Source organism: Streptomyces sp. NPDC047841, from assembly GCF_040704085.1.
Lineage (GTDB): Bacteria > Actinomycetota > Actinomycetes > Streptomycetales > Streptomycetaceae > Streptomyces > Streptomyces argyrophylli.
The window spans coordinates 320,356-345,463 of record NZ_JBEYRP010000010.1 but is presented as its reverse complement, the minus strand read 5'-3'; the positions used below and the strand labels follow the sequence as shown (position 1 = coordinate 345,463).

The 25,108-nt window shown below is 73.0% G+C and carries 25 protein-coding genes; 18 read left to right on the top strand and 7 right to left on the bottom strand.

Annotated elements, in window-relative coordinates; all coding sequences use genetic code 11:
- Positions 1–25: 25 nt before the first annotated feature.
- From AB0947_RS19090 to AB0947_RS19070, 5 genes are all read left to right on the top strand, one after another.
- Positions 26–265 (top strand): hypothetical protein, encoded by a 240-nt coding sequence (locus AB0947_RS19090; protein WP_014672226.1) that lies wholly within the window; start codon positions 26–28, stop codon positions 263–265.
- A 47-nt stretch (positions 266–312) separates the two neighbouring features.
- Positions 313–1,656 (top strand): NYN domain-containing protein, encoded by a 1,344-nt coding sequence (locus AB0947_RS19085; protein ID WP_366751480.1) that lies wholly within the window; start codon positions 313–315, stop codon positions 1,654–1,656.
- Between the two features lie 211 nt (positions 1,657–1,867).
- Positions 1,868–2,911, top strand: a complete 1,044-nt coding sequence (locus AB0947_RS19080) for an NlpC/P60 family protein (protein ID WP_366751479.1) — start codon at positions 1,868–1,870, stop codon at positions 2,909–2,911.
- A gap of 238 nt (positions 2,912–3,149) precedes the next feature.
- Positions 3,150–4,160, top strand: coding sequence for an NlpC/P60 family protein (locus tag AB0947_RS19075; protein WP_366751478.1), 1,011 nt, complete (start codon positions 3,150–3,152; stop codon positions 4,158–4,160).
- 27 nt (positions 4,161–4,187) lie between these two features.
- Complete coding sequence (locus AB0947_RS19070; RefSeq protein ID WP_366751477.1) at positions 4,188–5,375, top strand: hypothetical protein; 1,188 nt, start codon at positions 4,188–4,190, stop codon at positions 5,373–5,375.
- A gap of 37 nt (positions 5,376–5,412) precedes the next feature.
- Here AB0947_RS19070 and AB0947_RS19065 read toward each other — a convergent pair whose 3' ends face one another.
- Positions 5,413–6,648 (bottom strand): glycosyltransferase family 87 protein, encoded by a 1,236-nt coding sequence (locus tag AB0947_RS19065; protein WP_366751476.1) that lies wholly within the window; start codon positions 6,646–6,648, stop codon positions 5,413–5,415.
- 165 nt (positions 6,649–6,813) lie between these two features.
- On the opposite strand from AB0947_RS19065, the gene AB0947_RS19060 reads away from it, so the two are divergent.
- On the top strand, positions 6,814–7,956 hold the full coding sequence (locus AB0947_RS19060; RefSeq protein ID WP_366751475.1) for a glycosyltransferase family 4 protein: 1,143 nt from the start codon (positions 6,814–6,816) through the stop codon (positions 7,954–7,956).
- Between the two features lie 89 nt (positions 7,957–8,045).
- Here AB0947_RS19060 and AB0947_RS19055 read toward each other — a convergent pair whose 3' ends face one another.
- On the bottom strand, positions 8,046–9,842 hold the full coding sequence (locus AB0947_RS19055; protein WP_366751474.1) for an AMP-dependent synthetase/ligase: 1,797 nt from the start codon (positions 9,840–9,842) through the stop codon (positions 8,046–8,048).
- 307 nt (positions 9,843–10,149) lie between these two features.
- Here AB0947_RS19055 and AB0947_RS19050 point away from each other — a divergent pair, with 307 nt between their 5' ends.
- The 6 genes from AB0947_RS19050 to AB0947_RS19025 all read left to right on the top strand — a co-directional run bounded on the left by AB0947_RS19050 (position 10,150) and on the right by AB0947_RS19025 (position 15,139).
- Positions 10,150–10,947: a metallophosphoesterase gene (locus AB0947_RS19050; protein ID WP_366751473.1), complete on the top strand. Its 798-nt coding sequence runs from the start codon at positions 10,150–10,152 to the stop codon at positions 10,945–10,947.
- Between the two features lie 123 nt (positions 10,948–11,070).
- A complete protein-coding gene (locus tag AB0947_RS19045) occupies positions 11,071–11,514 on the top strand; it encodes an SRPBCC family protein (RefSeq protein WP_366751472.1) in 444 nt (147 codons plus the stop codon).
- A gap of 44 nt (positions 11,515–11,558) precedes the next feature.
- Positions 11,559–12,731: an ArsA-related P-loop ATPase gene (locus AB0947_RS19040; RefSeq protein WP_366751471.1), complete on the top strand. Its 1,173-nt coding sequence runs from the start codon at positions 11,559–11,561 to the stop codon at positions 12,729–12,731.
- Between the two features lie 55 nt (positions 12,732–12,786).
- On the top strand, positions 12,787–13,275 hold the full coding sequence (locus tag AB0947_RS19035) for a DUF5304 domain-containing protein (RefSeq protein WP_366751470.1): 489 nt from the start codon (positions 12,787–12,789) through the stop codon (positions 13,273–13,275).
- Between the two features lie 67 nt (positions 13,276–13,342).
- Positions 13,343–14,296, top strand: a complete 954-nt coding sequence (locus AB0947_RS19030) for an ROK family glucokinase (RefSeq protein ID WP_366751469.1) — start codon at positions 13,343–13,345, stop codon at positions 14,294–14,296.
- 99 nt (positions 14,297–14,395) lie between these two features.
- A complete protein-coding gene (locus AB0947_RS19025) occupies positions 14,396–15,139 on the top strand; it encodes an endonuclease/exonuclease/phosphatase family protein (RefSeq protein ID WP_366751468.1) in 744 nt (247 codons plus the stop codon).
- 6 nt (positions 15,140–15,145) lie between these two features.
- Here AB0947_RS19025 and AB0947_RS19020 read toward each other — a convergent pair whose 3' ends face one another.
- Entirely contained in the window at positions 15,146–15,775 is a 630-nt protein-coding gene (locus AB0947_RS19020; protein WP_366751467.1) for a hypothetical protein, read from the bottom strand.
- Positions 15,768–16,547 carry an alpha/beta fold hydrolase gene (locus AB0947_RS19015; RefSeq protein WP_366751466.1) on the bottom strand — a complete coding sequence of 260 codons (780 nt, stop codon included), beginning with the start codon at positions 16,545–16,547 and terminating at the stop codon, positions 15,768–15,770. The genes AB0947_RS19020 and AB0947_RS19015 overlap by 8 nt, the downstream gene beginning before the upstream one ends.
- A gap of 105 nt (positions 16,548–16,652) precedes the next feature.
- Between AB0947_RS19015 and AB0947_RS19010 the strand changes: the two genes are divergently transcribed.
- From AB0947_RS19010 to AB0947_RS18995, 4 genes are all read left to right on the top strand, one after another.
- The gene (locus AB0947_RS19010) at positions 16,653–17,438 is read left to right on the top strand and encodes a lysophospholipid acyltransferase family protein (protein ID WP_366751507.1); all 786 of its coding nucleotides are present in this window, start codon (positions 16,653–16,655) and stop codon (positions 17,436–17,438) included.
- A gap of 36 nt (positions 17,439–17,474) precedes the next feature.
- Positions 17,475–18,710, top strand: a complete 1,236-nt coding sequence (locus AB0947_RS19005) for a DUF5931 domain-containing protein (RefSeq protein ID WP_366751465.1) — start codon at positions 17,475–17,477, stop codon at positions 18,708–18,710.
- Positions 18,707–19,381 (top strand): response regulator transcription factor, encoded by a 675-nt coding sequence (locus tag AB0947_RS19000; protein WP_366751464.1) that lies wholly within the window; start codon positions 18,707–18,709, stop codon positions 19,379–19,381. Before AB0947_RS19005 ends, AB0947_RS19000 begins: the two co-directional genes overlap by 4 nt.
- A gap of 119 nt (positions 19,382–19,500) precedes the next feature.
- Positions 19,501–20,529, top strand: a complete 1,029-nt coding sequence (locus AB0947_RS18995; protein ID WP_366751463.1) for a 6-phosphofructokinase — start codon at positions 19,501–19,503, stop codon at positions 20,527–20,529.
- Positions 20,530–20,545: 16 nt separating this feature from the next.
- Here AB0947_RS18995 and AB0947_RS18990 read toward each other — a convergent pair whose 3' ends face one another.
- A complete protein-coding gene (locus tag AB0947_RS18990; protein WP_366751462.1) occupies positions 20,546–22,417 on the bottom strand; it encodes an anthranilate synthase family protein in 1,872 nt (623 codons plus the stop codon).
- Positions 22,418–22,517: 100 nt separating this feature from the next.
- Entirely contained in the window at positions 22,518–22,574 is a 57-nt protein-coding gene (locus AB0947_RS18985; RefSeq protein WP_366751506.1) for a trp operon leader peptide, read from the bottom strand.
- Positions 22,575–22,671: 97 nt separating this feature from the next.
- Here AB0947_RS18985 and AB0947_RS18980 point away from each other — a divergent pair, with 97 nt between their 5' ends.
- Complete coding sequence (locus AB0947_RS18980) at positions 22,672–24,024, top strand: class II 3-deoxy-7-phosphoheptulonate synthase (protein ID WP_366751461.1); 1,353 nt, start codon at positions 22,672–22,674, stop codon at positions 24,022–24,024.
- A 168-nt stretch (positions 24,025–24,192) separates the two neighbouring features.
- Positions 24,193–24,417 (top strand): bacterioferritin-associated ferredoxin, encoded by a 225-nt coding sequence (locus AB0947_RS18975; RefSeq protein WP_030641969.1) that lies wholly within the window; start codon positions 24,193–24,195, stop codon positions 24,415–24,417.
- Between the two features lie 19 nt (positions 24,418–24,436).
- Here AB0947_RS18975 and bfr read toward each other — a convergent pair whose 3' ends face one another.
- The gene (gene bfr, locus AB0947_RS18970) at positions 24,437–24,955 is read right to left on the bottom strand and encodes a bacterioferritin (RefSeq protein WP_366751460.1); all 519 of its coding nucleotides are present in this window, start codon (positions 24,953–24,955) and stop codon (positions 24,437–24,439) included.
- Positions 24,956–25,108 lie beyond the last annotated feature (153 nt).

The window sequence follows — 25,108 nt, the reverse complement described above, 5'->3', positions numbered from 1 at the left end:
TACGAGAAGGAAGAGAACAGTCACCATGACGGTTCCCCTGCCGACGGCCACGACACGATGGCGCTGCACGCTGTGCGGCAACCTCACGCGCTTCGACGTGACCCGCTCGTCCAAGGTCGTCGAGTACGTCCATCTCGACCTGGCGGGCGAGCCGACGGTGGAGGAGCGCGAGGTGGTCAGTGAGACCATCGAATCGGTGCGCTGCCGCTGGTGCAACGCGGTGGACCAGGTGGAACTCGTGGACAGGCCGGGCGCCGGCTCCTGAGCGGAGCGGCCCCCGGAGAGGCTTATTCCGGTATTGGGGTGTGACGGATGGCGGAGACCGCAGGCGGGGGGCCGGGCGACGGCACCGCTGAGGTGCTTGACCGTCCGCTGCCCGACGGCGTGCGCAAGCGGGTCGTGCAGATCGTGTCGGACGGCTTCGGCGGGCTGACCGTGGCGGAACTGCCCGCCCAGCTCAGGCAGTACGCCCGGTTCACCCCCAGTCGACGGGCGAAGTTCGCCGGCAACGCGATGGCGGCGGCGCTGGAGACCGATGCCGTGTTCCGGCAGCGGATCGGGGAGCGGTTCAGAGAGGCGCAGCCGGAACTCGCCGGTGCCCTGGACGCCGGCTCCCCGCCCCCGGCCGCGGACCCGCTCGACGTGGCGGCCGCGGCCTATGTGCTGCGCCCGGCGGGCTGGGTGAAACTGGTCACCGCGGCCGGCGAGGAGGCGCTGCGCGCGCACGCCGAGCGCGCCGACGAGGAGAGCCGGGCCGAGCTGGAGCGGCTGCGCGCGGAGCTGGCGCAGGCCCGCGACCACACCCGCGCCGAGACCGAACGGCTGCGCACGGAGCTGGAGTCGGCGAAGAAGGAAGCCGAATCGCTGCACCGCAAGCTGCGCGCCGCCCTCAGTGACGTCAAACGGGGCGAGGCCGCGCTGCGCAAGGCGCAGGGCGAGCTGGACGCCGTACGCGCCGAGGCGCAGGGGCAGGTGTCGGCCGCGGAGAGCGAGTCCCGGCGGCTCAAGGCCCGGCTGGGCGAGGCCGAGGCCGCGCTGGAGGCGACCCGCCGGGCGGCCCGGGAGGGCCGCAGCGTGGAGGACATGCGGGTGCGGCTGCTGCTCGACACCCTGCTGGACGCGACTCAGGGGCTGCGGCGCGAACTGGCCCTGCCTCCGGTGTCCGTGCGCCCGGCCGAGACGGTGGACGCGGTCGAACCGGGCCGGATGACCCCGAAGGACATCGCGGCGCGCGCCCTGTCGGAGCACGATCCGGCCATTCTCGATCAACTGCTCGCCCTGCCGCAGGCGCACCTGGTCGTCGACGGCTACAACGTGACCAAGACCGGCTATCCGCAGATGCCGCTGGAGAAGCAGCGGCTGCGGCTGCTGGGCCAGCTCTCCGCGCTCGCCGCGCAGACCGGGGCCGAGGTGACGTGTGTCTTCGACGGCGCCGAACTGGCCGCGCCGGTGCTGCTCGCGCCGCCGCGCGGGGTGCGGGTGCTGTTCTCCAAGCCGGGCGTCACGGCGGACGAGCTGATCCGTCAGCTGGTGCGCGCGGAGCCGCCGGGCCGTCCCGTCATCGTCGCCTCCACCGACCGGGAGGTGGCCGACGGGGTCGCGAAGGCGGGTGCCCGACCGGTGGCCTCTGCGGTGCTTTTGAAGCGACTGTCCTGAAGGTCCAACGGACGCAGTCCATGCCCGAATTGGCCGTATCGTCACGCAACGTAGGGTCAACCGGCTCTCACTGCACGTGAGTTGTGTGCAAAGAATGCACTCTGTGACGAGATTTTTTGCTGTGGGATTTGAACTGATCACAACGAGGTCACTAGGGTCTGGGCTCGAACCTCCGAACGGGTGATCACTCACAAGAAGGAGTTCGTCCTCCGTGGCGTCCCACCGTCGACCCAAGCAGCCGAGTCGCACCCGCGTGACCGTGCTGACCACCGCAGCCGCCGCTGCCGTCGCGCTCAGCGCGAACGCCGCCAACGCCGCCCCCAGCGAGAAGCTGAGCAAGGACGAGGTGAAGGCGAAGGTCGACAAGCTCTACGAGCAGGCCGAGCAGGCGACCGAGAAGTACAACGGCGCCAAGGAGAAGCAGCAGAAGCTGCAGAAGGAAATCTCCACCATCCAGGACAACGTCGCCCGCGGCCAGGAGGAGCTCAACAAGCTCCGCGACGGCCTGGGTTCGCTGGCCACCGCCCAGTACCGCTCCGGCGGCATCGACGCCTCGGTCCAGCTCTTCCTGTCGTCCAACCCGGACGACTACCTCGACAAGGCGTCCACGCTCGACCAGTTGAGCAGCCAGCAGGTCGACGCGCTGAAGAAGATCCAGGACAAACAGCGCGAACTCGCCCAGGAGCGGGCGGAGGCCACCGAGAAGCTCAAGGACCTCTCCGCCACCCGCACCGAGCTGGGCAACAAGAAGAAGGAAGTCCAGAACAAGCTCGGCGAGGCGCAGAAGCTGCTGAACTCCCTGACCGCCAAGGAGAAGGCGCAGCTCGCCCAGGAGGACCAGCAGCGCGCCGACCGCTCCTCCCACGAGCGCGTGGACCTCGGCGACGCCCCGCCCGCCTCCGGTTTCGCCTCGGCGGCCTTCTCCGCCGCCCAGACCCGGCTCGGCTCGCCCTACGTCTACGGCGCCACCGGCCCCTCCTCCTTCGACTGCTCGGGCCTGACCTCCTGGGCGTACGCCCAGGCCGGCGTCTCCATCCCGCGCACCTCCGAGGCGCAGGCGCAGATCGGCACGAGGATCTACAACCAGAGCGACCTCAAGATCGGCGACCTGGTCTTCTTCTTCAACGACATCCACCACGTCGGCCTCTACGCGGGCAACGGCCGCATCCTGCACGCCCCGCGCACCGGCACGGTCGTCCGGTACGAGTCCATGTCGACCATCGGCGGCCCGTTCATGTTCGGCGTCCGGGTCTGACACCCGTCGACACACGGACACGGTGGCGCCCGAACGGGCGAATCACCGGAACCCGAATTGACTCCACGCCCCGCCGGTGACCTGCGTCAGCGGCGGGGCGTCACCCTGTGTTGACTCCGAGGTCTTTGGTCCTGGCCGGTCCGCACGGCTACTGTCTGCCGCGTTTCCCCGGCGCCGGGGCCTCCCCGTCCCCAGGCGCCGGGGAAACGGTCTGTGTCCGCCAGCAGTTAGGACTGCCGTGGGGTCCCACCGTCGCCTTGCCCCCTCCGGATTCGACCGGGGTGCCGCCGCCCTGTGCGTGCTGTCGGCCGCCGCCGCCGCGCTCGGCGCCGTACCGGCGCAGGCGGCACCGGGTGCCGACACCCGGGCCGAGGTGGACCGCCTGTACGAGCAGGCCGAGAAGGCGACCCAGGCCTTCGACAAGGCCGACGAGCGCGCCGGCCGGCTGCGCCGGGAGGTCCGGGACGCCCAGGACCACATCGCCCGGCAGCAGCAGCGCGTCAACGACCTGCGGGAGCAACTGGGTTCGCTGGCCGGCGCCCAGTACCGCTCCGGTGGCATCGACCCGACGGTCGCCCTGCTCTTCTCCGCCCACCCCGACGACTACCTGGACAAGGCGGCCACGCTCGACCGCATCGGCACCCGGCAGGCCCGCCGGCTCGGCGAGTTGCAGTCGGCGCTGCGCGACCTCGCCCAGGAGCGCGCGGAGGCGGCCGGGAAACTCGCCGAGCTGGAGAAGAGCCGCCGGGCCGTGGCCGCGCACAAGCGGACCGTGGAGCGGAAGCTGGCCCGGGCCCGGCGGCTGCTCGACGCCCTGCCCGCCGCCGACCGCGCGGCCTACGCCCGGGCCTCCCGCGGCAGCCGCGCCGACCTGCCCGCCCCGAGCGGTGTCCCCGCCCCCGACGGCCGCGCCGCCGCCGCCCTGGCCGCCGCCCGCTCCGCCCTCGGCCGCCCCTACGTGTGGGGCGCCAACGGCCCCTCGGGCTTCGACTGTTCGGGCCTGATGCAGTGGGCGTACGCGCACGCCGGCGTCCATCTGCCGCGCACCTCGCAGGAGCAGCGGTTCGCCGGCCGCCAGGTGCCGCTCTCCCAGGCCCGCCCCGGGGACCTGGTCGTCTACCGCTCCGACGCCAGCCACGTGGCGATGTACGCCGGCGACGGCCAGGTCATCCACGCCCCCTATCCCGGCGCTCCGGTGCGCTACGACCCGGTCGGGATGATGCCGGTCTCCTCGGTCACCCGGCCCTGACCGCCCTCCTCACCGTACGATCGGGAAATGGCTGGTCGCAGACGGGCGTGGGAGAGCGGGGCCGTGGGGCTCGCCCTGCTGCTGCCGCTGACCGGGTGCGGCGGGCACACGGTGACCGACTCGGCGCGGGCCGAGGTGCAGCGGGTGCTCGACCGGCGCGCGGCGGCCCTGCTCGGTCACGACGAGACGGCGTACGCCGCGACCGGCACCCGCGGCGAGTACATCCGGCTGCGCGCCCTCCCGCTGTCGTCCTGGAGCTACCGGGTCACCGCCCTGCGCCGCACCCCCTCGGGAGCCACCGCCGACGCCGACCTGCGCTACCGCGTCGCCGGCTACGACAAGGCCCCCGTCGACGTCCCCCGCACCCTCACCCTCGGCCGCGCGGCCGACGGCCACTGGTACGTGACCGCCGACGAGCCCGCCCGCAAGGCAGGGCAGCAGCTGTGGGACCAGGGCGCGGTGACCGTGGTCAGGGGCGCGCACAGCCTGGTGCTCGGCGCCGGCGGGTCCGCCGCCGGACTGCGGCCGTACGCGCGGCTGGCCGACCGGGCGGTCCCGGCCGTCTCCGGGGCCTGGGGCCGGGACTGGAGCCGCCGGATCGTCGTACTCGTCCCGCCGTCCCTGGCGGGCATGGCGGCGCTGCTGGGCTCGCCCGCCGGGAACTACCGGGGCATCGCGGCCGTCACCACGGGCGAGACGGGCGGCTCCGGCCGGTCGCCGGCGGACCGGGTGCTGGTCAACCCGGAGGCGTACGCCGTGCTCGGGGACGCCGGGAAGCAGGTCGTCCTCACCCACGAGACGACCCATGTCGCCACCCGGGCGGACACCACCGCCGCCACCCCGCTGTGGCTCTCCGAGGGCTACGCCGACTGGATCGGCTACCTGGGCACCGGCCGCACCCCGGCCGAGATCGCGCCGGAACTGGCCCGGGCGGTCCGCGACGGCGAGGTGCCCGGCGCGCTCCCCGGCGACGGGGACTTCGCCTTCACCCGCGAGCCGACCAGGCTGGCACGGGCCTACGAAAGCGGCTGGCTGGCCTGCCGGATGATCGCCGAGCGGTGGGGGGCGGACCGGCTCGCCGCCTTCTACCGGGCCGTCGGCGCCCACGGCAAGCGGGCGGGCGCGGTGCGGCAGGCCCTACAGAAGGTGCTCGGGACGACACCGGGGGAGTTCACCGCGAGCTGGCGCGCCTACCTCACGACCCGCCTCGGCTGAGCGCGGCGTGCCCCCCCCGGGGCCCCTGGTGCCGGACTCAGGAGGACACCGGGGTCTCCTGCGCGTGGGTGGGCCGGGGCGGGAAGGGGGTGGTGGCGTGCGGCGGCGCGGTCGCGCGCCACAGCCGGCGGGCCGCCATGACGGTGGCCGCGACCAGCAGGCCGTTGCGCACCACCAGCAGCGCGACCCCGTACCAGTCGCTCGTCACCACGTGCGAGAAGCCCAGCGGGAACTCCAGCACCGTCACGAAGGACGCGAGGAGACAGAGCAGCGCGGGCGGTCCCATGCGGCTCGCCCGGTACGAGACGCAGACGGCGGCCAGGCCGGTCAGCCACACCAGGTACTGCGGGCTGATCACCCGGCTGGTCACCGTGAACAGCAGCACCGCCGTCAGGGCCGCGTCGGCGAGGGTGTGCGGCGCGAACCGGGTCGCGCGCAGCCGCCACAGCAGCAGCCAGCCGAACGCGGCCCCGGTCAGCGCCAGCGCGACCGTGCTGACCTGGTCGACGTGCGGGCCCAGGAACTCGATCGAGCCGTAGTTCAGCAGCACCTCGCCCCGCCAGCCGAAGTGCCGGGCCACGTGGAAGACCAGCGAGCCCAGCGACTCCACCTCGGTGCCCCGGTCCCGCTGGAAGGTCAGGAACGCGAAGGCGCCCGGCATGGACACCGAGAACAGCAGGGCGAGCCCCGCCGCGGTCACCACCGCCGACGCCCACGCCCGCCGCCGCACGGCACCGACCAGCAGCAGCGCCGGCCACACCTTCAGCAGCGCGCCGAAGGCGGTCAGGGCGCCCATCACCCGCGGGTGCCGGGCCCCGGCCAGCAGCGCCGCCACGGCCACCGCGGTCACCATCACGTCGTAGCGGGCGTACACCGTCGGCCCGAGCAGCGGCACGCCCGCCACCCACACCCAGGCCCCGCGCGGCGACCGGTCCGGCCGTCCGCCCGCGTACCGCAGCAGAGCCAGCACGACGGCGTCGGCGAGGCAGGCCAGCACGAAGAAGGCGTGCGCGTACGACAGGAAGGGCAGGACGCCGGGGGAGAGGACGGGGAGGGCCGCGGCGGGCGGGTACTGCCAGGTCACGTCGTCCAGCGGAAACGTTCCTTGGCGCAGGACCTCGTACCAGCCGCGGTAGATCACCGACACGTCCGAGGTGACGTCCGGGCCCGGGAAGGCGAACACCCGGAACACGAACAGCAGCAGCGCCGCACGGCTGACGGCCCAGGTCGCGAGCAGCCCTGCCAGGGACCGCCCGGCACCCTTCGTCTCCACCTGATCCCCCTGCCGTCCGCTTCCCGCGCCGATCGCCGTGCCGTCCGCATCCGAGGTGAGCGTCCGTGACGCGGCGAGCGTCCATGATGTCGTGCACACCTGTGCGCATGCCACAGGCTCGGCCGCCCCCGGCCGTGAACGCCCCGTTCGGTAGGGTCGGCGGCGATGCACAAGACCCTGATCGTCACCAACGACTTCCCGCCCCGGCCGGGCGGCATCCAGGCCTTCCTGCACAACATGGCGCTGCGCCTGGACCCCGGCCGGCTGGTCGTCTACGCCTCCACCTGGAAGCGCGGCCGGGAGGGCGCCGAGGCCACCGCCGCCTTCGACGCCGAGCAGCCCTTCACCGTCGTACGCGACCGTACGACCATGCTGCTGCCCACCCCGGGGGCGACCCGGCGGGCCGTCGGGCTGCTCCGGGAGCACGGGTGCGCCTCCGTCTGGTTCGGCGCGGCGGCACCGCTGGGCCTGATGGCGCCGGCGCTGCGCAAGGCCGGCGCCGAGCGGCTGGTGGCCACCACCCACGGCCACGAGGCCGGCTGGGCCCAGCTGCCCGCCGCCCGGCAGCTGCTGCGCCGGATCGGCGAGTCGACGGACACGCTCACCTACCTCGGCGAGTACACCCGCTCCCGGATAGCGACCGCCCTCACGCCGGAGGCGGCCTCGCGGATGGCGCAGCTGCCGCCGGGCGTCGACGAGAAGACCTTCCACCCGTCCTCCGGCGGCGACGCCGTCCGCGCCCGGCTCGGCCTGACCGACCGCCCGGTGGTCGTCTGCGTCTCCCGGCTGGTCCCGCGCAAGGGCCAGGACACCCTGATCCGGGCCATGCCCCGCGTCCTGGCCGCCGAGCCGGACGCCGTCCTGCTCATCGTCGGCGGCGGGCCGTACGGGAAGGACCTGCGCCGCCTCGCCCACGAGACGGGGGTCGCCGGCTCGGTGCGCTTCACGGGCGCCGTGCCCTGGTCGGAGCTGCCCGCGCACTACGGCGCCGGGGACGTGTTCGCGATGCCCTGCCGCACCCGGCGCGGCGGCCTGGACGTGGAGGGCCTCGGCATCGTCTACCTGGAGGCGTCGGCGACCGGCCTGCCGGTCGTCGCGGGCGACTCCGGCGGCGCCCCGGACGCGGTCCTGGAGGGCGAGACGGGCTGGGTGGTCCGGGGCGGCTCGGTGGAGCAGACCGCCGAACGGATCGTGGCCCTGCTGGCCGACGCCGGACTGCGCCGCCGCATGGGGGAGCGGGGCCGCCGGTGGGTGGAGGAGAGGTGGCGCTGGGACCTGCTGGCGGAGCGGCTGAAGACGTTGCTCTGAACCCGGTCCCACCCGGATCGCGCGGGTCCTCGGCGAGGACACCGCGCCATGAGTCACCGTTCGGACCAGCGGGCGTGCGCCGCCCCCGGTCACTTGGCGTAGATCGCCTCGATCTCGTCCGAGTAGTCCTTCGCCACCACGTTCCGCTTCAGCTTCAGCGACGGGGTGAGGTGGCCCGACTCCTCCGTGAACTGGGCGGGCAGGATGCGGAACTTCCGCACCGATTCCGCCTTCGACACCGCGGCGTTGCCGTCGTCCACGGCCGCCTGGACCGCGGCGTTCAGATCCGGGTCGTCCTTCAGCGACGCCGCGGTGGACCCCGCCGGCTTGCCGTGCTCGGCGCACCAGCGGCCCAGGAACTCCTCGTCGATGGTGACCAGCGCGCCCACGAACGGCCGCCCGTCGCCCACCACCATGCACTCCGCGACCAGCGCGTGCGCCCGGATCCGGTCCTCGATCACCGCCGGGGCGACGTTCTTGCCGCCCGCCGTGACGATGATCTCCTTCTTCCGGCCGGTGATCCTCAGATAGCCGTCCTCGTCGAGGGTGCCGATGTCACCGGTGTGGAACCAGCCGTCGGCCAGCGCCTCCGCGGTCGCGGCCGGGTTGTTCCAGTACTCCTTGAACAGGTGCTCGCCGTGCAGCAGCACCTCGCCGTCGTCCGCTATCCGCACCACCGAGCCGGGCAGTGGCTGTCCGACCGTGCCGATCTTCTGCCGGTCCCAGGGGTTGAACGCGGTCGCCGCGCAGGACTCGGTCAGGCCGTAGCCCTCCAGCACCGTGAAGCCGATGCCCCGGAAGAAGTGACCGAGCCGCTCGCCCAGCGGGGCACCGCCGGAGATGGCGTACTCGCCCCGGCCGCCCAGGACCGCGCGCAGCTTGCCGTAGACCAGCTTGTCGAAGACCCGGTGCCTGAGCTTCAGACCGAACGACGGGCCCGACGGGCTGTCCAGCGCCTTGCTGTAGGCGATGGCGGTGTCCGCCGCCTTGTCGAAGATCGCGCCCTTGCCGTCCGCCTGCGCCTTGGCCCGCGCCGAGTTGTAGACCTTCTCGAAGACCCGCGGCACGCCGAGGATCAGCGTCGGCCGGAACGCGGCCAGCTCGTCGGTGAGGTTCTTGATGTCCGGGACGCAGCCCAGTTTGATCGGCGCCATCATCGGCGCCACCTGCACCAGCCGCCCGAAGACGTGCGCGAGCGGCAGGAAGAGCAGGACGGAGCACTCACCGGTGCGGAACAGCGGGCGCAGCCGCTCCACGACGTTCCCGCACTCGGCGAAGAAGCTGCGGTGGGTGAGGACGCAGCCCTTCGGGCGCCCGGTCGTGCCGCTGGTGTAGACGATGGTCGCCGGGTCGTCGGCCTTGGCGAGCGAGCTGCGCTCCTCCACCGCCTGGTCCGACACGTCCTGGCCGAGCCGGGCCAGCTCCGCGACGGCCCCGGCCTCGATCTGCCAGAGGTGCTTCAGCGCGGGCAGCGACTCGCGCACCGCCTCCACGGCCGCCGTGTGGCCGTCCAGCTCCGTGACGCAGGCGGTGGCGCCCGAGTCGGACAGGATCCACCGCACCTGCTCCGGCGAGCTGGTCTCGTACACGGGCACGGTGATCGCGCCCGCGCTCCAGATCGCGAAGTCCAGGAGCGTCCACTCGTACCGCGTCCGCGACATGAGGCCCACCCGGTCGCCCGGCTGCACCCCGGAGGCGATGAGGCCCTTGGCGGCGGTGCGCACCTCGGCCAGGAACTCCCGGGCGGTCACGTCCTGCCAGGCGCCCCCGGCCTTGCGGGCGATGACGGCGACGTCGGGATGCTGCGCGGCGTTTCTGCGGACGATGTCGGTCAGATTCCCGTCCGCGGGGACCTCGTACAAAGCCGGAAGGCTGAACTCGCGCAAGACTGCTGCTCCTCATAGGGCGCCGGCGCCACGACGTTGTGCGATGCGACGGTGCGGTCCAAGGCTCGGGCAAGTGCTCCGGTACAACATGAGGATTCACATGTTGAAATCCTGAGCACGACTGGACTGCCCGGACGTTACCCGCCGGTATGGCGTCTACGACAGGGGGTCCAGGCGAGATGTTCGCTGCGTCACACACGGGGGCGTTCCTTCGCGCACAGTAGTCCACGGCCGAACCGACCGGCGAGTAACCGCAGGCCGGCCCGGCACTGTTCACCCGGACCGCACGCGCCTACGCTTGATCGCCATGGCATCCTCACGTTCCGGCGCCCGGCGCACCCGCGTCCATGTGGTCAGCGACGTGCACGGCAACGCCCGTGACCTGGCCCGGGCCGGCGACGGTGCCGACGCCCTGATCTGCCTCGGCGACCTCGTCCTCTTCCTCGACTACGCCGACCACGCGCGCGGGATCTTCCCGGACCTGTTCGGCAAGGAGAACGCCGACCGCATCGTCGAGCTGCGCACCGCCCGCCGCTTCGAGGAGGCCCGCGCCTTCGGCGCCCGGCTGTGGGCCGGGATCGGCGCCGACCGGGCCACGGCCATCGAGAAGGCCGTGCGCAAGCAGTACGCCGAGCTGTTCGCCGCGTTCCCCGCCCCGACGTACGCCACCTACGGAAACGTCGACATGCCGACGCTCTGGCCGGAGTACGCCCGGCCCGGCACCACGGTCCTCGACGGCCAGCGGGCCGAGATCGGCGGGTGGACCTTCGGCTTCGTCGGCGGCGGACTGCGCACCCCGATGCGCACCCCGTACGAGATCGGCGACGAGGAGTACGCGGCGAAGATCGAGGCCGTCGGCGAGGTCGACGTCCTGTGCACCCACATCCCGCCGGAGGTGCCCGAACTGGTCTACGACACCGTGGCCCGCCGCTTCGAGCGGGGCAGCCGGGCCCTGCTGGACGCCATCCGCCGCACCCGGCCCCGGTACGCGCTGTTCGGGCACGTGCACCAGCCGCTGGTGCGCCGGATGCGGATCGGCGCCACCGAGTGCGTGAACGTGGGCCACTTCGCCGGGACCGGCACGCCCTGGGCACTCGAATGGTGAGGCCGGGCAGGCGGGATGAAGGCGGCGGGCCGGCGGCGCGGTAGCCTTCACGCTGCACACACGTGCGCAGCCCGGCGCACACGAACCTCTCCCACCCGGCCCGCATCTGGAGGAGCCACGGCGATGGCGGAACACACCAGTTCGAGCATCACGATCGAGGCCGCTCCGGCCGACGTCATGGCGGTGATCGCCGACTTCGCGCGCTACCCGGACTGGACCGGTGAGGTGAAGGAGGCGGACGTCCTCGCCACGGACGAGCGGGGCCGCGCCGAACGGGTCCGCCTCGTCATGGACGCCGGCGCCATCAAGGACGACCAGACCCTCGCCTACACCTGGACCGGCGACCACGAGGTCTCCTGGACGCTCGTCAAGTCCCAGATGCTCCGTTCCCTCGACGGCTCCTACCTGCTGAAGCCGGCCGGCGCGGGCGCCACCGAGGTCACCTACCAGCTCACGGTCGACGTCAAGATCCCCATGCTGGGCATGATCAAGCGCAAGGCGGAGAAGGTCATCATCGACCGGGCGCTGGCGGGTCTGAAGAAGAGGGTCGAGTCGGGGGAGGAGTAGACGGCTCCGCCCGCCCCCCGCGCACGGCGGTAGCGTTCACCGTCATGCGCACCATCCTGATCACGGGCCCCGGCGGCAGCGGTCGTACGACCGTGGCCGCCGCCACCGCGCTCGAAGCCGCCCGCGAGGGTCACCGCACTCTCCTGCTGAGCGCCGACCGCACGGACACCCCCGGCACGGCCCTGGGTACTGCGACAGGACCGGTCCCCACCGAGGTCACCCCGCGCCTCACCGCCTGGCGGCCCGACGCCGTCGAACGCTTCCGCCAGGACCTCACCGCCTTCCAGACCCGCGCCTCGAACGTCCTCGACCTCCTCGGCGCCGCCCGCCTGGACGCCGAGGAGGTCACCCCGCTGCCCGGCGCGGAAGAGCTGTCCTTCCTGCGCGCGCTGCGGGACGCGGCCCTGTCCGAGCGCTACGACCTCCTCGTCGTCGACCTCCCGCCCCTCCCGCAGGCCCTCGCCCTGCTCTCTCTGCCCGAGGAACTGCGCCGCTACCTGCGCCGCCTCCTGCCGCCCGAACGGCAGGCCGCCCGCGCCCTGCGCCCGGTCCTCGGCCGGCTCGCCGGCGTGCCCATGCCCGCCGACTGGCTCTACGAGACGGCGGCCCGCTGGGACGTCGAACTGGCCGCCGTCGAGGCCGTCCTCACCGACCGCGACACCGCCGTGCGCCTGGTCGCCGAGCCCGGCCCGGCCGGCGCCGGCGCCATCCGCACCGCCACCCTCGGCCTCGCCCTGCGCGCCCTGCGCACCGAGTCCCTGATCGCGAGCCGCGTCCTGCCCGAGACCGCCCCCGACGGCTGGCTCTCCCCGCTCCTGGCCCAGCAGCGCAAGGCGCTCGCCGACTGGCAGGAGTCGTACGACGTCCACCCCGTCCCGCACCTCGGCCACGACCCGCACGGCCCGGACGACCTCACCGCCCTCGCGGTGCCCGGCGTCAACCCGGCGACCACCCCGGTCGGGTGGCCCGTCACCGACCGGCTCGCGGAGGACGGCGTGCTGGTGTGGCACCTCCCGCTGCCCGGCGCGATACGGGACGAGCTGGACCTCGTCCGGCGCGGCGACGAACTCCTGCTCACCGCGGGCCCGTTCCGCCGCATCGTCGCGCTGCCCTCCGCCCTGCGCCGCTGCACCGTCGCCGGCGCCGGGCTCCGGGACGGCGAGCTGCGCATCCGGTTCGCCCCGGACCCCGGTCTGTGGCCCGCCGCCGGACGGTGAACGGGTACGGCCGTTCGGGTAACGTCGTAAGGGCGAACCGGAGTCAGGAGCCGCCATGAGCGAAGAGCGTCCCGCACCCGACCCTTCCCCGGAGGAGCCGGCGAAGGCGACCGACGCCGACGCCTGGGCCACGGCCGCCGCCGAGGACCTCGCCGCCGAGCAGGCCCGCCGCCGCGCCGAGCACGGACCGCCGCCGGGCTCGGCGGCCGAGGAGCTGAGGAAACTCGTGGACACGGTGGCCGACAAGCTGTCCGGCCTCCAGTCACCGCTCCTCGGCGGCCTCGCCGGACCCGCCGCCCAGCAGGTGGTGCGGCAGGTCGTCCAGCAGGCGAAGGCCGCCGTCGAGCCCGTCATAGAGCGCAACCCCGACGTCTTCGACCACCTGGCCGCGGCCGGCGGCGAACTGCTCGCCGCCTACCGCTCCGCCGTCCAGGCCCAGGAGCGCCGCTGGACCACGGGCACGGCCGGCCCGGCGCGGGACCGGAAGGAGCCGGGCGACCCGGACGAGGGCACCGGCCCGGGGGAGCGCATCGACCTGGACTGAAGCCCTCGCACGGCAGGGCCTCGGGTACGGTTGGCCGTAGCGGGGCTCGACCGAAACTGAGGGATTCATGGGACTCACCATCGGCGTCGACATCGGCGGCACGAAGATCGCGGCCGGCGTGGTCGACGAGGAAGGCAACATCCTCTCGACCTTCAAGGTGCCGACCCCCACCACGCCCGAGGCCATCGTGGACGCCATCGCCTCGGCGGTGGAGGGCGCGCGCGCCGGGCACGAGATCGTCGGCGTGGGTATCGGCGCTGCCGGTTACGTCAACCGGCAGCGCTCCACGGTGTACTTCGCGCCGAACATCGACTGGCGCAACGAGCCGCTCAAGGAGAAGGTCGAGGCACGCACCGGCCTCCCGGTCGTGGTCGAGAACGACGCCAACGCCGCCGCCTGGGGCGAGTACAAGTTCGGCGCGGGCAAGGGCCACCGCAACGTCATCTGCATCACGCTCGGCACCGGCCTCGGCGGCGGCATCATCATCGGCAACAAGCTGCGCCGCGGCCACTTCGGCGTCGCCGCCGAGTTCGGCCACATCCGGATGGTGCCGGACGGCCTGCTGTGCGGCTGCGGCTCGCAGGGCTGCTGGGAGCAGTACGCCTCCGGCCGCGCCCTGGTCCGCTACGCCAAGCAGCGCGCCAACGCCACCCCCGAGAACGCCGAGCTGCTGCTCTCGCTGGGCGACGGCAGCCCGGAGGGCATCGAGGGCAAGCACATCTCCATGGCCGCCCGGCAGGGCGACCCGGTCGCGGTCGACTCCTACCGCGAGCTGGCCCGCTGGGCCGGCGCGGGCCTGGCCGACCTCGCCTCGCTGTTCGACCCGTCCGCCTTCATCGTCGGCGGCGGCCTGTCCGACGAGGGCGAGCTGGTCCTCGACCCCATCCGCAAGTCCTACAAGCGCTGGCTGGTCGGCGGCAACTGGCGTCCGGTCGCCGACGTGATCGCGGCCCAGCTGGGCAACAAGGCGGGCATGGTGGGCGCGGCGGACCTGGCCCGGGAGCCCGACCCGGTCATGTAGTGCCCGAAGGGGCGCGAGGAACGGCGCGGCGAGTCACGACGGATGCGGCCCTCGCCCGCGGTTCCCGCGCCCCGGCCCACGGGGCGTACATTGATCCACATGGCGCTGCTCCCCGACTCCGCGACGCAGGCCGACGGCTCCGCGGTCGTCCGTGTCCTGAGCTACAACATCCGCTCGATGCGCGACGACACGGACGCGCTGGCGAGGATCATCACGGCCTGCGCCCCCGACCTGGTCCTCCTCCAGGAGGCCCCCCGCTTCTTCCGCTGGCGCAAGAAGCTGGCGCGGCTCGCCGCGACCTCCGGCCAGGTCATCCTCACCGGCGGCGCCACGGCGGCCGGACCGGCGATCCTGTGCTCCCTGCGCGCCACCGTCGAACGCACACAGGACGTCCTCCTGCCGCTCACCCCGGGCCTGCACCGGCGCGGCTTGGCCACGGCCGTGGTCCGCTTCGGCGGCGCCCGCCTCGGCGTGGTCAGCTGCCACCTGTCGCTCCAGCGGGACGAGCGCCACGACCAGGGCGGCCTGCTGCTCGACCGTCTCGCCGGACTCGGTGCCGAGCACGTCGTCGCGGGCGGCGACCTCAACGAGGGGCCCGAAGGCCGCACCTTCCGCCGGCTCGCCGGCACCCTCCAGGACTGCCGTGCGACCGCCCCCTGGGGCGGCGAGTTCACCTCCACGCCCACCGACCCCCGCCGGCGCATCGACGCGATCTTCGCGACCAAGGGCATCGAGGTGCTGGGCTGCGGGGTGCCCCTGGACCAGCCGGGCGTGCGCGAGGCGGACCTGAGGGCGGCCACGGACCATCTCCCGGTCCTCGCCGCCCTCAGAATCCCGGCCTGAGCCGGCTCAGACCACCGCTCCGCGCCCCGGGTCGTCGTCCTCCTCGTCGTCCGTCCGCATCCGCGTCACCAGCGTCAGGAAGCCGCCGAGGAAGCCGCCGATGCCGAGGGTCGCCAGCCACCAGGTCATGTCCCAGCCGAGCAGCACCGCCAGCAGGAGCAGGACCGGGCCGCCGACCACGCCGAGCCAGGCGAACCTGGCGGTCGTGTCGGAGGTCGGCAGCGGGGGCGGCTCCGGCGGCACGAAGTGGCCCTCGTCGTCCTCGCCGAAGTCGTCGTCGGACGGTTCGGGCGCCGTGTAGTCCCGCGGGCCGACGCCCGGCGCGAAGGAGACGGAGCCGCCCAGCGGCCTGGCGGGCTGCCGGTCCGCGGACTCCTCCGGTTCGTCGTGCGGCTCGCCCTCCTGGTCCTTCACCGCCTTCTTCTCCAGCAGCGCGAGGTCCTCGACCGGCTTGAAGGGCCGGGCGCCCGGCGGGTCCGGCGGTTCCTCGCCGTACCCGGCGACGATGGCGCGCCAGACGGCGTCCTCGTCGAACGGCACCTCCTGCCGGTCCGGCTCGCGGGTCTCGTGACCGCCCTGGTCCTCGTGGCCCTCACGGCCGTCGCGGTCCTCACGGTCGGAGTAGTGCTCAGCCAACTGCGGCCGTCCCTTCCTTGCCGACACCGGGTGCGAGCCGGCCGATGAAGGCGAGGCTCTCCTCGAAGATCCGGTCCGCGTCGTTGTCCAACGTCGCGACGTGGTAACTGTGTTCCAGCACGATCTCCGTGACGTCCGTGGCCGACACCCGGCTCAGCACCCGCGCCGAGTCGGCCGCCGGGACGACGTGGTCCCGGGCGCTGCGCAGCAGCAGCAACGGCTGGGTGACCTGGGGCAGCTCGCCGTCCAGCCGGCGCAGGAACACCCGCAGCGAGTGCGCCGCGTGCAGCGGCACCCGGTCGTAGCCCAGCTCGGCCGCGCCCTCCTTGGCGATGTCGCTGGCGATGCCCCGCGTCGTGCGCACCAGGTGCCGGGCCACCGGAAGGGCGTACGCCGACAGGCCGTGCACCTGGTTGGCCGGGTTGACGACCACCGTGCCCGCGACCCGCCCGCCGTGCCGGGCCGCGAGCCTGAGGGCCAGCGCCCCGCCCATCGACAGGCCCGCGACGAACACCCGGGAGCAGCGCTCGGCGAGCAGCCGCAGTTCGCGGTCCACCTGCGCGTACCAGTCCTGCCAGGTCGTGAGCTGCATGTCCTCCCAGCGGGTGCCGTGGCCGGGCAGCAGGGGCAGGGAGACGGTCAGGCCGTGGGCCGCGTGGTGCTCCGCCCAGGGGCGCAGCGACTGGGGCGAGCCGGTGAAGCCGTGGCAGAGGAGAACCCCCACCTCACCGCCCTCGTGGCGGTACGGCTCGGCTCCGGGGAGAACTGGCATGTGCTTCACCGTACGCGACCGCACCGACACCGACCAGGGTCGTCGGGCCCATTGACGGTCCCGCGGGTTAAGGTCTCCTCGGAGAGACCAGGAGGCATACGGGTGTTGTACGGCGCGATGAAGGTCGCCATCGGAGGGCCGCTGAAGGTCGCCTTCAGGCCATGGGTGGAGGGCCTGGAGAACATTCCGGCCACGGGCCCGGCCATCCTGGCCAGTAATCACCTGTCCTTCTCGGACTCGTTCTTCCTGCCGGTGATGCTGGACCGCAAGGTCACCTTCATCGCCAAGGCGGAGTACTTCACCACCCCGGGTGTGAAGGGCCGGCTGACCGCAGCCTTCTTCAAGGGCGTCGGCCAGCTCCCGGTGGACCGTTCCGGGGCGCGCGGCGCCGGTGAGGCGGCGATCAAGAGCGGCATAGAGGTGCTGGAGCGGGGCGAGCTGTTCGGCATCTACCCGGAGGGCACCCGCTCGCCCGACGGACGGCTGTACCGGGGCAAGCCCGGCGGCCTCGCGCGCGTGGCCCTCGCCACCGGCGCGCCGGTCATCCCCGTGGCCATGATCGACACGGAGAAGATCCAGCCGCCCGGGCAGGTCGTGCCGAAGCTGATGCGGCCCGGCATCCGCATAGGCAAGCCCCTGGACTTCAGCCGGTACCAGGGCATGGAGCACGACCGGTTCGTGCTGCGCGCGCTGACCGACGAGGTCATGTACGAGATCATGAAGCTCTCCGGCCAGGAGTACGTCGACGTCTACGCGACCGCCGCCAAGCGGCAGATCGCGGAGGCGGCGAAGGCCGCCAAGGAAGCGGAGAAGGCGGCGAAGGCCGCCAAGGAGGCGGAGCAGGCCGCCAAGGAGGCGGCGCAGGCCGGCGAGGAGCAGGCCGGGTCCTAGACAGGGCACGAGGGGGACCGGGGGGGACCGGGGGACATGCCCAAGCGTGAACGCGTCATGCGCATGTCGGTCGAGCTGCCGCTGTGGCGCGCGCTCGCCGGCTACCGCGTCCTGACCATGCTGTACGCGATCGGCCTGTGCGCCACCGCGTACGACCACTTCGTGCGGCCCTGGGTCGCCGTCGCCTACTACGCCGTGCTGGCCGTGTGGACCCTCGCCACCCTGCCCAAGGTGGCGAGCGCGGCGAGCTGCACCCGGCGCTTCCTGGCCGCCGACCTGACCGTCGCCCTCGTCGGCATCCTGCTCACCCCGGTCGCCGACAACCACGAGCGGATCGCGGGCGGCGGCCCCACCCTGCCGTCGATATGGACGGCCGGCGCGGTGCTGGCCTTCGCCGTCAAGGGCGGCTGGCGCTGGGCGGCCGTCGCCTCCACGGCCGTCGCCGCCGTCAACCTGGTCGAGCGCGGCCGGCCCGCGCGGGACACCGTGCACAACGTGATCCTCGTCTGGGTGGCCTCCATCGCCATCGGCTACGTGGTGGAGGTGGCCCGCGCCTCCGAGCGCACCCTCGCCCGCGCGCTGGAGATCGAGGCCGCCACCCGCGAGCGGGAGCGGCTGGCCCGCGACATCCACGACAGCGTGCTCCAGGTGCTGGCGATGGTGAAGCGCCGGGGCGCGGCCCTCGGCGGCGAAGCGGCGGAACTGGGCCGGCTGGCCGGGGAGCAGGAGGTGGCCCTGCGCACGCTGGTGTCGGGCGGCCTGGTCCCGGTGTCCCGGGTCTCGGAGGACCTGGCGGCCGGAGCCGTGGTCCGCGCGGTGGAGGAGCCCGACGAGGACGCCCCGGCCGGCCCGGTCGACCTGCGCTCCCTGCTCGCCCGGTACGCGTGCGCCCGGGTCAGCCTCGCCGAGCCCGGCGCCCCGGTGCTGCTGCCGTCGGCCGCGGCCCGCGAGGTGGCCGCCGCGGTCGGGGCCGCCCTGGACAACGTGCGCCTGCACGCGGGGGCGGACGCCCGGGCCTGGATCCTGGTGGAGGACGAGCCGGACGAGATCGTCGTCACCGTCCGGGACGACGGCCCCGGCATCCCCGAGGGCCGGCTGGCTCAGGCCGAGGGCGAGGGCCGGCTCGGGGTGGCGCAGTCCATCCGGGGCCGGCTGCGCGACCTCGGCGGCAGCGCCGAGATCGTCTCCGTGCCCGGGCAGGGCACGGAAGTGGAACTGAAGGTACCGAAGGGCGTCGTACGGGCGCGGGGGAAGAAGGCGGAGCAGCGATGACACAGCAGGACCCGATCAAGGTCATGGTGGTGGACGACCACCCGATGTGGCGTGACGCGGTCGCCCGTGACCTGGCCGAGTCCGGCTTCGAGGTGGTCGCCACCGCCGGCGACGGCGAGCAGGCGGTCCGCCGCGCCAAGGCCGCCGCCCCGGACGTCCTCGTGCTGGACCTCAACCTGCCCGCCAAGCCCGGCGTCCAGGTGTGCAAGGAACTCGTCGGCCACAACCCGGCGTTGCGCGTCCTCGTCCTGTCGGCGAGCGGCGAGCACGCCGACGTGCTGGAGGCCGTGAAGTCCGGCGCGACCGGCTACCTGCTGAAGTCGGCCTCCACCGGGGAACTGCTGGACGCGGTGCGCCGTACCGCCGTCGGCGACCCGGTGTTCACGCCGGGCCTCGCCGGGCTGGTCCTCGGCGAGTACCGGCGGCTGGCCGCCGAGCCCGCGCCCGCGCCGGACGCCGACGAGCCGGGCGCGCCCCGGCTGACGGACCGGGAGACGGAGGTGCTGCGGCTGGTGGCGAAGGGCCTGAGCTACAAGCAGATCGCCGAACGCCTCGTCATCTCCCACCGCACGGTGCAGAACCACGTGCAGAACACCCTCGGCAAGCTCCAGCTGCACAACCGGGTGGAGCTGGTGCGGTACGCGATCGAGCGCGGCCTCGACGAGGAGTAGGACCGGCGCGGCCCGCTTCCGGCCGTGCACCGGAATCACCCTTCCCGCCCCTCCCGGTGTGACCTGAATCACCATTAGCGTGACCGGGTGTCAGGGAACCGCTGCGAAGGGACATTTCCATGCGGGTCGGAGTACTGACCGGAGGCGGCGACTGCCCCGGGCTCAACGCCGTCATCCGGGGCATCGTCCGCAAGGGCGTGCAGGAGTACGGCTACGACTTCGTCGGCTTCCGGGACGGCTGGCGGGGTCCCCTCGAAGGCGACACCGTCCGTCTCGACATCCCCGCGGTGCGCGGCATCCTGCCCCGCGGCGGCACCATCCTCGGCTCCTCGCGGACCAACCCCCTCAAGGCGGACGACGGCATCCGCCGGATCAAGGCCAACCTCGCCAAGCTGGACGTCCAGGCGCTCATCGTGATCGGCGGCGAGGACACCCTGGGCGTCGCCGCGCGGCTGTCCGGCGAATACGGGGTGCCCTGCGTCGGGGTGCCCAAGACGATAGACAACGACCTGGCGGCCACCGACTACACCTTCGGCTTCGACACCGCCGTCAACATCGCCACCGAGGCCATCGACCGGCTGCACACCACCGCCGAGTCCCACATGCGGGTCCTGGTGGTGGAGGTGATGGGCCGGCACGCCGGCTGGATCGCGCTGCACTCCGGTCTGGCCGGCGGCGCCAACGTCATCCTCATCCCCGAGCAGCGCTTCGACACCGAACAGGTCTGCGACTGGGTGACCTCCCGGTTCCGGGCGTCGTACGCGCCGATCGTGGTCGTCGCCGAGGGCGCCGTGCCGAAGGACGGCGACATGGTGCTCAAGGACCGGTCGCTGGACTCCTTCGGGCACGTCCGGCTGTCCGGGGTGGGCGAGTGGCTGGCCAAGGAGATCGAGAAGCGCACCGGGAAGGAGGCCCGCACCACGGTCCTCGGGCACGTCCAGCGCGGCGGCACGCCGAGCGCCTTCGACCGCTGGCTCGCCACCCGCTTCGGTCTGCACGCCATCGACTGCGTCCACGACGGCGACTTCGGCACGATGGTCGCCCTGCGCTCCACCGACATCGTCCGCGTCCCCCTGGCCGAGGCGACGGCCCGGCTGAAGACGGTGGACCCGAGGCTGTACCAGGAGATCGGGGTGTTCTTCGGCTGACGGCGGCCTCCCGCGGCTACACGGTCGTACGGCGCAGCCGGCCGATCAGCTCCCGTACGACCGCCGTGCCGTTCAGGGTCAGCACCGACTCGGGGTGGAACTGCACGCCCGCGAAGCCGGGGCCCCGCAGGGCGTGCACCTCGCCGTTGGCCGCGCGGCTCACCTCGACGCCGTGCGCGGCCAGTTCGCGGGCGGCCTCGTCGTCGCAGCGCGCCGTGAAGCTGTTGTAGAAGCCGACCGTCTCCGGCCGCCCGAACAGGTCGATCTCCGTCTGCGCCCCCTGGTACGGCACCTCCTTGCGGACCAGGTCCAGGCCCAGCTCGGCCGCGAGCAGCTCGTGCCCCAGGCAGACGCCCAGCACCCCGTGCCGGTGCTCGCGGAGCACGGTGGCCGCGAGCTCCCGCAGGAACCCCATCTTCGGGTCGGCCCCGTCGCGCGGGTCGCCCGGGCCGGGGCCCAGCACCACCGGCCCCTCGTGCGCGCGGACGGCCGCCCGCAGCCCCGGCTCGTCGTAGCGCCGCACCGTCACCTCCAGGCCGCCCGAGCGCAGCACGTGCGCCAGCATCGCCGTGAAGGTGTCCTCGCCGTCGACGACCAGCGCGTGGCCGGCCGGCTCCGGCGCGTGCTCCTGCATCCGCAGCCAGAACGGCGCGAGCCCGGCCCGGCGCCCGTCCAGCGCCGCCCGCACCCGGGGGTCGTCGGCCAGCCGGGGCCGCTCCCGCTCCGCCCGCGGCCGGGACGGCCGTACCCCGAGGGCGGCCAGCACGCCCGCCGCCTTCGCGTGGGTCTCCGCGACCTCGCCGGCCGGGTCGGAGCCGCGCACCAGCGTCGCCCCCACCGGAACGCGCAGCCGGCCGCCGGCGGAGATGTCGGCGGTGCGGATCAGGATGGGGGAGTCGAGGGTCTGCGCGCCCCCGGAGTCCCGCCCGAGCAGGGCCAGCGCCCCGGCGTAGTACCCGCGTCCCACGCCGTCCCGTCCGAGGGGCTCGTACCGCTCGATCACCCGGCAGGCGTTCTGCACCGGCGAGCCGGTCACCGTCGCCGCGAACATGGTCTCCCGCAGCACCTCCCGCACGTCCAGCGAGGACTTCCCGCGCAGCTCGTACTCGGTGTGCGCGAGGTGCGCCATCTCCTTCAGCCGCGGGCCCACGACGACCCCGCCCCGGTCGCCGACGGTGCACATCATCTTGAGCTCCTCGTCGACGACCATCGACAGCTCCTCGGCCTCCTTGCCGTCGGCGAGGAAGCCGAGCAGGTGCTCCGGGGTCGGGCCCTCGGGGGGATAGCGGTACGTCCCGCTGATCGGGTTCATCACCACGGTCCCGCCGCTCATCCGGACGTGCACCTCAGGACTCGCCCCCACCAGCGTCCGGTCCCCGGTGTGCACCACGAACGTCCAGTACGCGCCCCGCTCGCCCTCCAGCAGCCGCCGGAACAGCGCGAGCGCGTCGGCGCGGCCGAAGCCGGGGATCGCACCCTCGTAGGTGCGCCGGATCACGAAGTTCGCGCCCTCGCCCCGGCCGATCTCCTCGCGCAGCACCCGCCCGACGGTCTCCGCGTACTCCTCGTCGCTCACGTCGAAGCCGCCGCCCTCGACCCGCACGTCGTGCGCGGGGAGCCGGCGCAGGGCCTCGTCCAGCGGCAGCGTGTGCGTCTCCTGCGGAGTCAGCACCAGCAGCGGGGTGCCGTCGTCGCGCACGTCGAAGCCGCGCTCGCGGATCTGCCGGAACGGGATCAGGGCGAGCCCCTCGTCGGGCAGGTCGGCGAGCCGGTCCCGGCCGCTCACCGGGCCGAGCAACACCTCCACCAGGTCCTCGTCGCGGCCCGGAGTGCGGCGGCGGAGCAGGGCGAAGGGGCGGGGATCGGACAGCAGGTCCATGAGGTCCACGGGTCGGGTTCCTTCTCGATCGTCTGACGGAGAGGAACGGCCCCGGACACACCGAAGGCCGCCCCTCGGGCGGCCTTCGCGAAGTCGTGCGTACGCGCAGTCAGTGGGCCGCCGGATGAGCGGTCCACCACCAGGTCTGGGTCGAAAGCGCGAACATGCGACGCACCCTACCGCATGTCCGCACTGTGTTCGCGGTGTCTCATCAGCTGAGCACCGGCGGGGACGGCGCGACGGCACCCCGTAATGTTGGGGTCGTGACCGTGAACGCTAAGACCAGCCCGAGCGCTGGCAACACCTGGCGAGACCTGCCCGCGGCGCAGCAGCCCGAGTACCCCGACCCCGAGGCTCTGCGCGCAGTGATCGCGGACCTCGAGTCGTATCCGCCGCTCGTCTTCGCGGGCGAGTGCGACCAGCTGCGCGCCCGGATGGCGGCCGTCGCCAAGGGAGAGGCGTTCCTCCTCCAGGGCGGCGACTGCGCCGAGGCCTTCGACGCGGTGTCCGCCGACCACATCCGCAACAAGCTCAAGACGCTGCTCCAGATGGGTGCCGTCCTCACCTACGCGGCCTCCGTGCCGGTGGTCAAGGTCGGCCGGATCGCGGGCCAGTACTCCAAGCCCCGCTCCAAGCCGACCGAGACCCGCGACGGCGTGACGCTCCCGGTGTACCGGGGCGACTCCGTCAACGGCTTCGACTTCACCGAGGCCAGCCGCATCCCGGACCCGGAGCGGCTGAAGCGCATGTACCACGCGTCGGCCTCGACGCTGAACCTGGTGCGCGCCTTCACCACCGGCGGCTACGCCGACCTGCGCCAGGTGCACGCCTGGAACCAGGACTTCGTGCGGACCTCCCCGTCGGGCCAGCGCTACGAGCAGCTCGCGCGCGAGATCGACAGCGCCCTGAACTTCATGCGGGCCTGCGGCACCGACCCGGAGGAGTTCAAGACCGTCGAGTTCTACTCCTCGCACGAGGCGCTGCTGCTGGACTACGAGTCCGCCCTGACCCGGGTCGACTCCCGCACGGGCAAGCTGTACGACGTCTCGGCGCACATGGTGTGGATCGGCGAGCGCACCCGCCAGCTGGACCACGCGCACATCGAGTTCGCCTCGCGCATCCGCAACCCGATCGGCATCAAGCTCGGCCCGGCCACCACGGCCGAGGAGGCGCTGCGGTACATCGACCGCCTCGACCCCGAGCGGGAGCCGGGCCGGCTGACCTTCATCGTCCGCATGGGCGCCGGCCAGATCCGCGACAAGCTCCCCGAGCTGGTCGAGAAGGTCACGGCGTCCGGCGCGACGGTGGCCTGGGTGACCGACCCGATGCACGGCAACACCTTCGAGGCGGCCTCCGGGCACAAGACCCGCCGCTTCGACGACGTGCTCGACGAGGTCAAGGGCTTCTTCGAGGTCCACAAGGCGCTCGGCACCCACCCGGGCGGCATCCACGTGGAGCTGACCGGCGACGACGTCACCGAGTGCGTGGGCGGCGGCGACGAGATCTTCGTGGACGACCTGCACCAGCGCTACGAGACGGCCTGCGACCCGCGGCTGAACCGCAGCCAGTCGCTGGACCTGGCGTTCCTGGTGGCCGAGATGTACCGGGACCAGTGACCCGGGATCGGTAGCCACCGCCTTGTGACGCGGAGTCCTGGGGCGCGGATCACATCCGATCCGCGCCCCTGCCACTTTCGCGGCCGCCGGGGAGATGGGTAAGGTTAGGTTTGCCTCACCGATACGGGGATGGCAGGAACAGGGACCCCCGGCGGGAGGTGAATCCGCGTGTACGTCTGCAGTTGCTTCGGTGTCACCGAGGACCAGGTCAAGCAGCACGCGGAGAACGGCGCCTGCACCCCGCGCCAGATAGCCTCCGCCTGCAAGGCGGGCACCGACTGCGGCGGCTGCGTCCGGCGCATCCAGGCACTGCTCGGCCGTGGCGCCTGCCCCCGCCGGGAACTGATCGACCAGCGCGCCCCGGCCCTCGTACCGCTGGACGACGCCGCGTAGCGTCCGCGCCCCCGCGGGCTCAGTGGGTGGAGAAGCCGCCCGTGCCCGGACCGGAGGAGTCGGGCTGGCTCTGCTCGACGACGGTCGACAGGTACAGCGCCTCGCCCAGCTTCTCCACCAGCTCCAGCTGGGTGTCCAGGTAGTCGATGTGGTGCTCCTCGTCGGCCAGGATCGCCTCGAAGACGTTCGCCGACGTGATGTCGTCCTTCTCGCGCATCACCTGGACGCCCCGGCGCAGCCGGTCGATGGCCTCGACCTCGATCTGCCGGTCGGCTTGGAACATCTCGGTCACCGACTGCCCGACCCGCACGTGGAAGAGCCGCTGGTAGTTGGGCAGGCCGTCGAGGAGCAGGATGCGGTCGGTGAGGACCTCGGCGTGCCGCATCTCGTCGAAGGACTCCGCGCGCGTGTACCGGGCGAGCTTCGTCCACCCCTTGTGGTCCTGGAGCTTGGCATGCAGGAAGTACTGGTTGATCGCGGTCAGCTCGGCGGTCAGCTGTTCGTTGAGCAGTTCGATGACCTCGGGGTCGCCTTGCATCGCTGTGGACTCCTTCCAGGTGGGCCCGGCCGATAGCGCCGCATGATTCCACCGGCGAGGAAGATCGTCCAGTAAGTACGCACTTAGTAAGTACGTCATGAGTCGATGGCAATTGTCCGGTTCTGGAGCGGGTGGTCAAGGGCACTGCCCGAG

What these genes read in the sequence shown, in the direction of transcription:
- AB0947_RS19005 (WP_366751465.1), top strand. Translation starts at nt 17,475, where the DNA reads ATGCCCAAGCGTGAACGCGTCATGCGCATGTCGGTCGAGCTGCCGCTG.
- AB0947_RS19030 (WP_366751469.1), top strand. Translation starts at nt 13,343, where the DNA reads ATGGGACTCACCATCGGCGTCGACATCGGCGGCACGAAGATCGCGGCC.
- AB0947_RS19040 (WP_366751471.1), top strand. Translation starts at nt 11,559, where the DNA reads ATGCGCACCATCCTGATCACGGGCCCCGGCGGCAGCGGTCGTACGACC.
- AB0947_RS19070 (WP_366751477.1), top strand. Translation starts at nt 4,188, where the DNA reads ATGGCTGGTCGCAGACGGGCGTGGGAGAGCGGGGCCGTGGGGCTCGCC.
- AB0947_RS18995 (WP_366751463.1), top strand. Translation starts at nt 19,501, where the DNA reads ATGCGGGTCGGAGTACTGACCGGAGGCGGCGACTGCCCCGGGCTCAAC.
- AB0947_RS19060 (WP_366751475.1), top strand. Translation starts at nt 6,814, where the DNA reads ATGCACAAGACCCTGATCGTCACCAACGACTTCCCGCCCCGGCCGGGC.
- AB0947_RS19035 (WP_366751470.1), top strand. Translation starts at nt 12,787, where the DNA reads ATGAGCGAAGAGCGTCCCGCACCCGACCCTTCCCCGGAGGAGCCGGCG.
- AB0947_RS19015 (WP_366751466.1), bottom strand. Translation starts at nt 16,547, where the DNA reads ATGCCAGTTCTCCCCGGAGCCGAGCCGTACCGCCACGAGGGCGGTGAG.
- bfr (WP_366751460.1), bottom strand. Translation starts at nt 24,955, where the DNA reads ATGCAAGGCGACCCCGAGGTCATCGAACTGCTCAACGAACAGCTGACC.
- AB0947_RS19085 (WP_366751480.1), top strand. Translation starts at nt 313, where the DNA reads ATGGCGGAGACCGCAGGCGGGGGGCCGGGCGACGGCACCGCTGAGGTG.
- AB0947_RS19045 (WP_366751472.1), top strand. Translation starts at nt 11,071, where the DNA reads ATGGCGGAACACACCAGTTCGAGCATCACGATCGAGGCCGCTCCGGCC.
- AB0947_RS19025 (WP_366751468.1), top strand. Translation starts at nt 14,396, where the DNA reads ATGGCGCTGCTCCCCGACTCCGCGACGCAGGCCGACGGCTCCGCGGTC.
- AB0947_RS19090 (WP_014672226.1), top strand. Translation starts at nt 26, where the DNA reads ATGACGGTTCCCCTGCCGACGGCCACGACACGATGGCGCTGCACGCTG.
- AB0947_RS19000 (WP_366751464.1), top strand. Translation starts at nt 18,707, where the DNA reads ATGACACAGCAGGACCCGATCAAGGTCATGGTGGTGGACGACCACCCG.
- AB0947_RS19050 (WP_366751473.1), top strand. Translation starts at nt 10,150, where the DNA reads ATGGCATCCTCACGTTCCGGCGCCCGGCGCACCCGCGTCCATGTGGTC.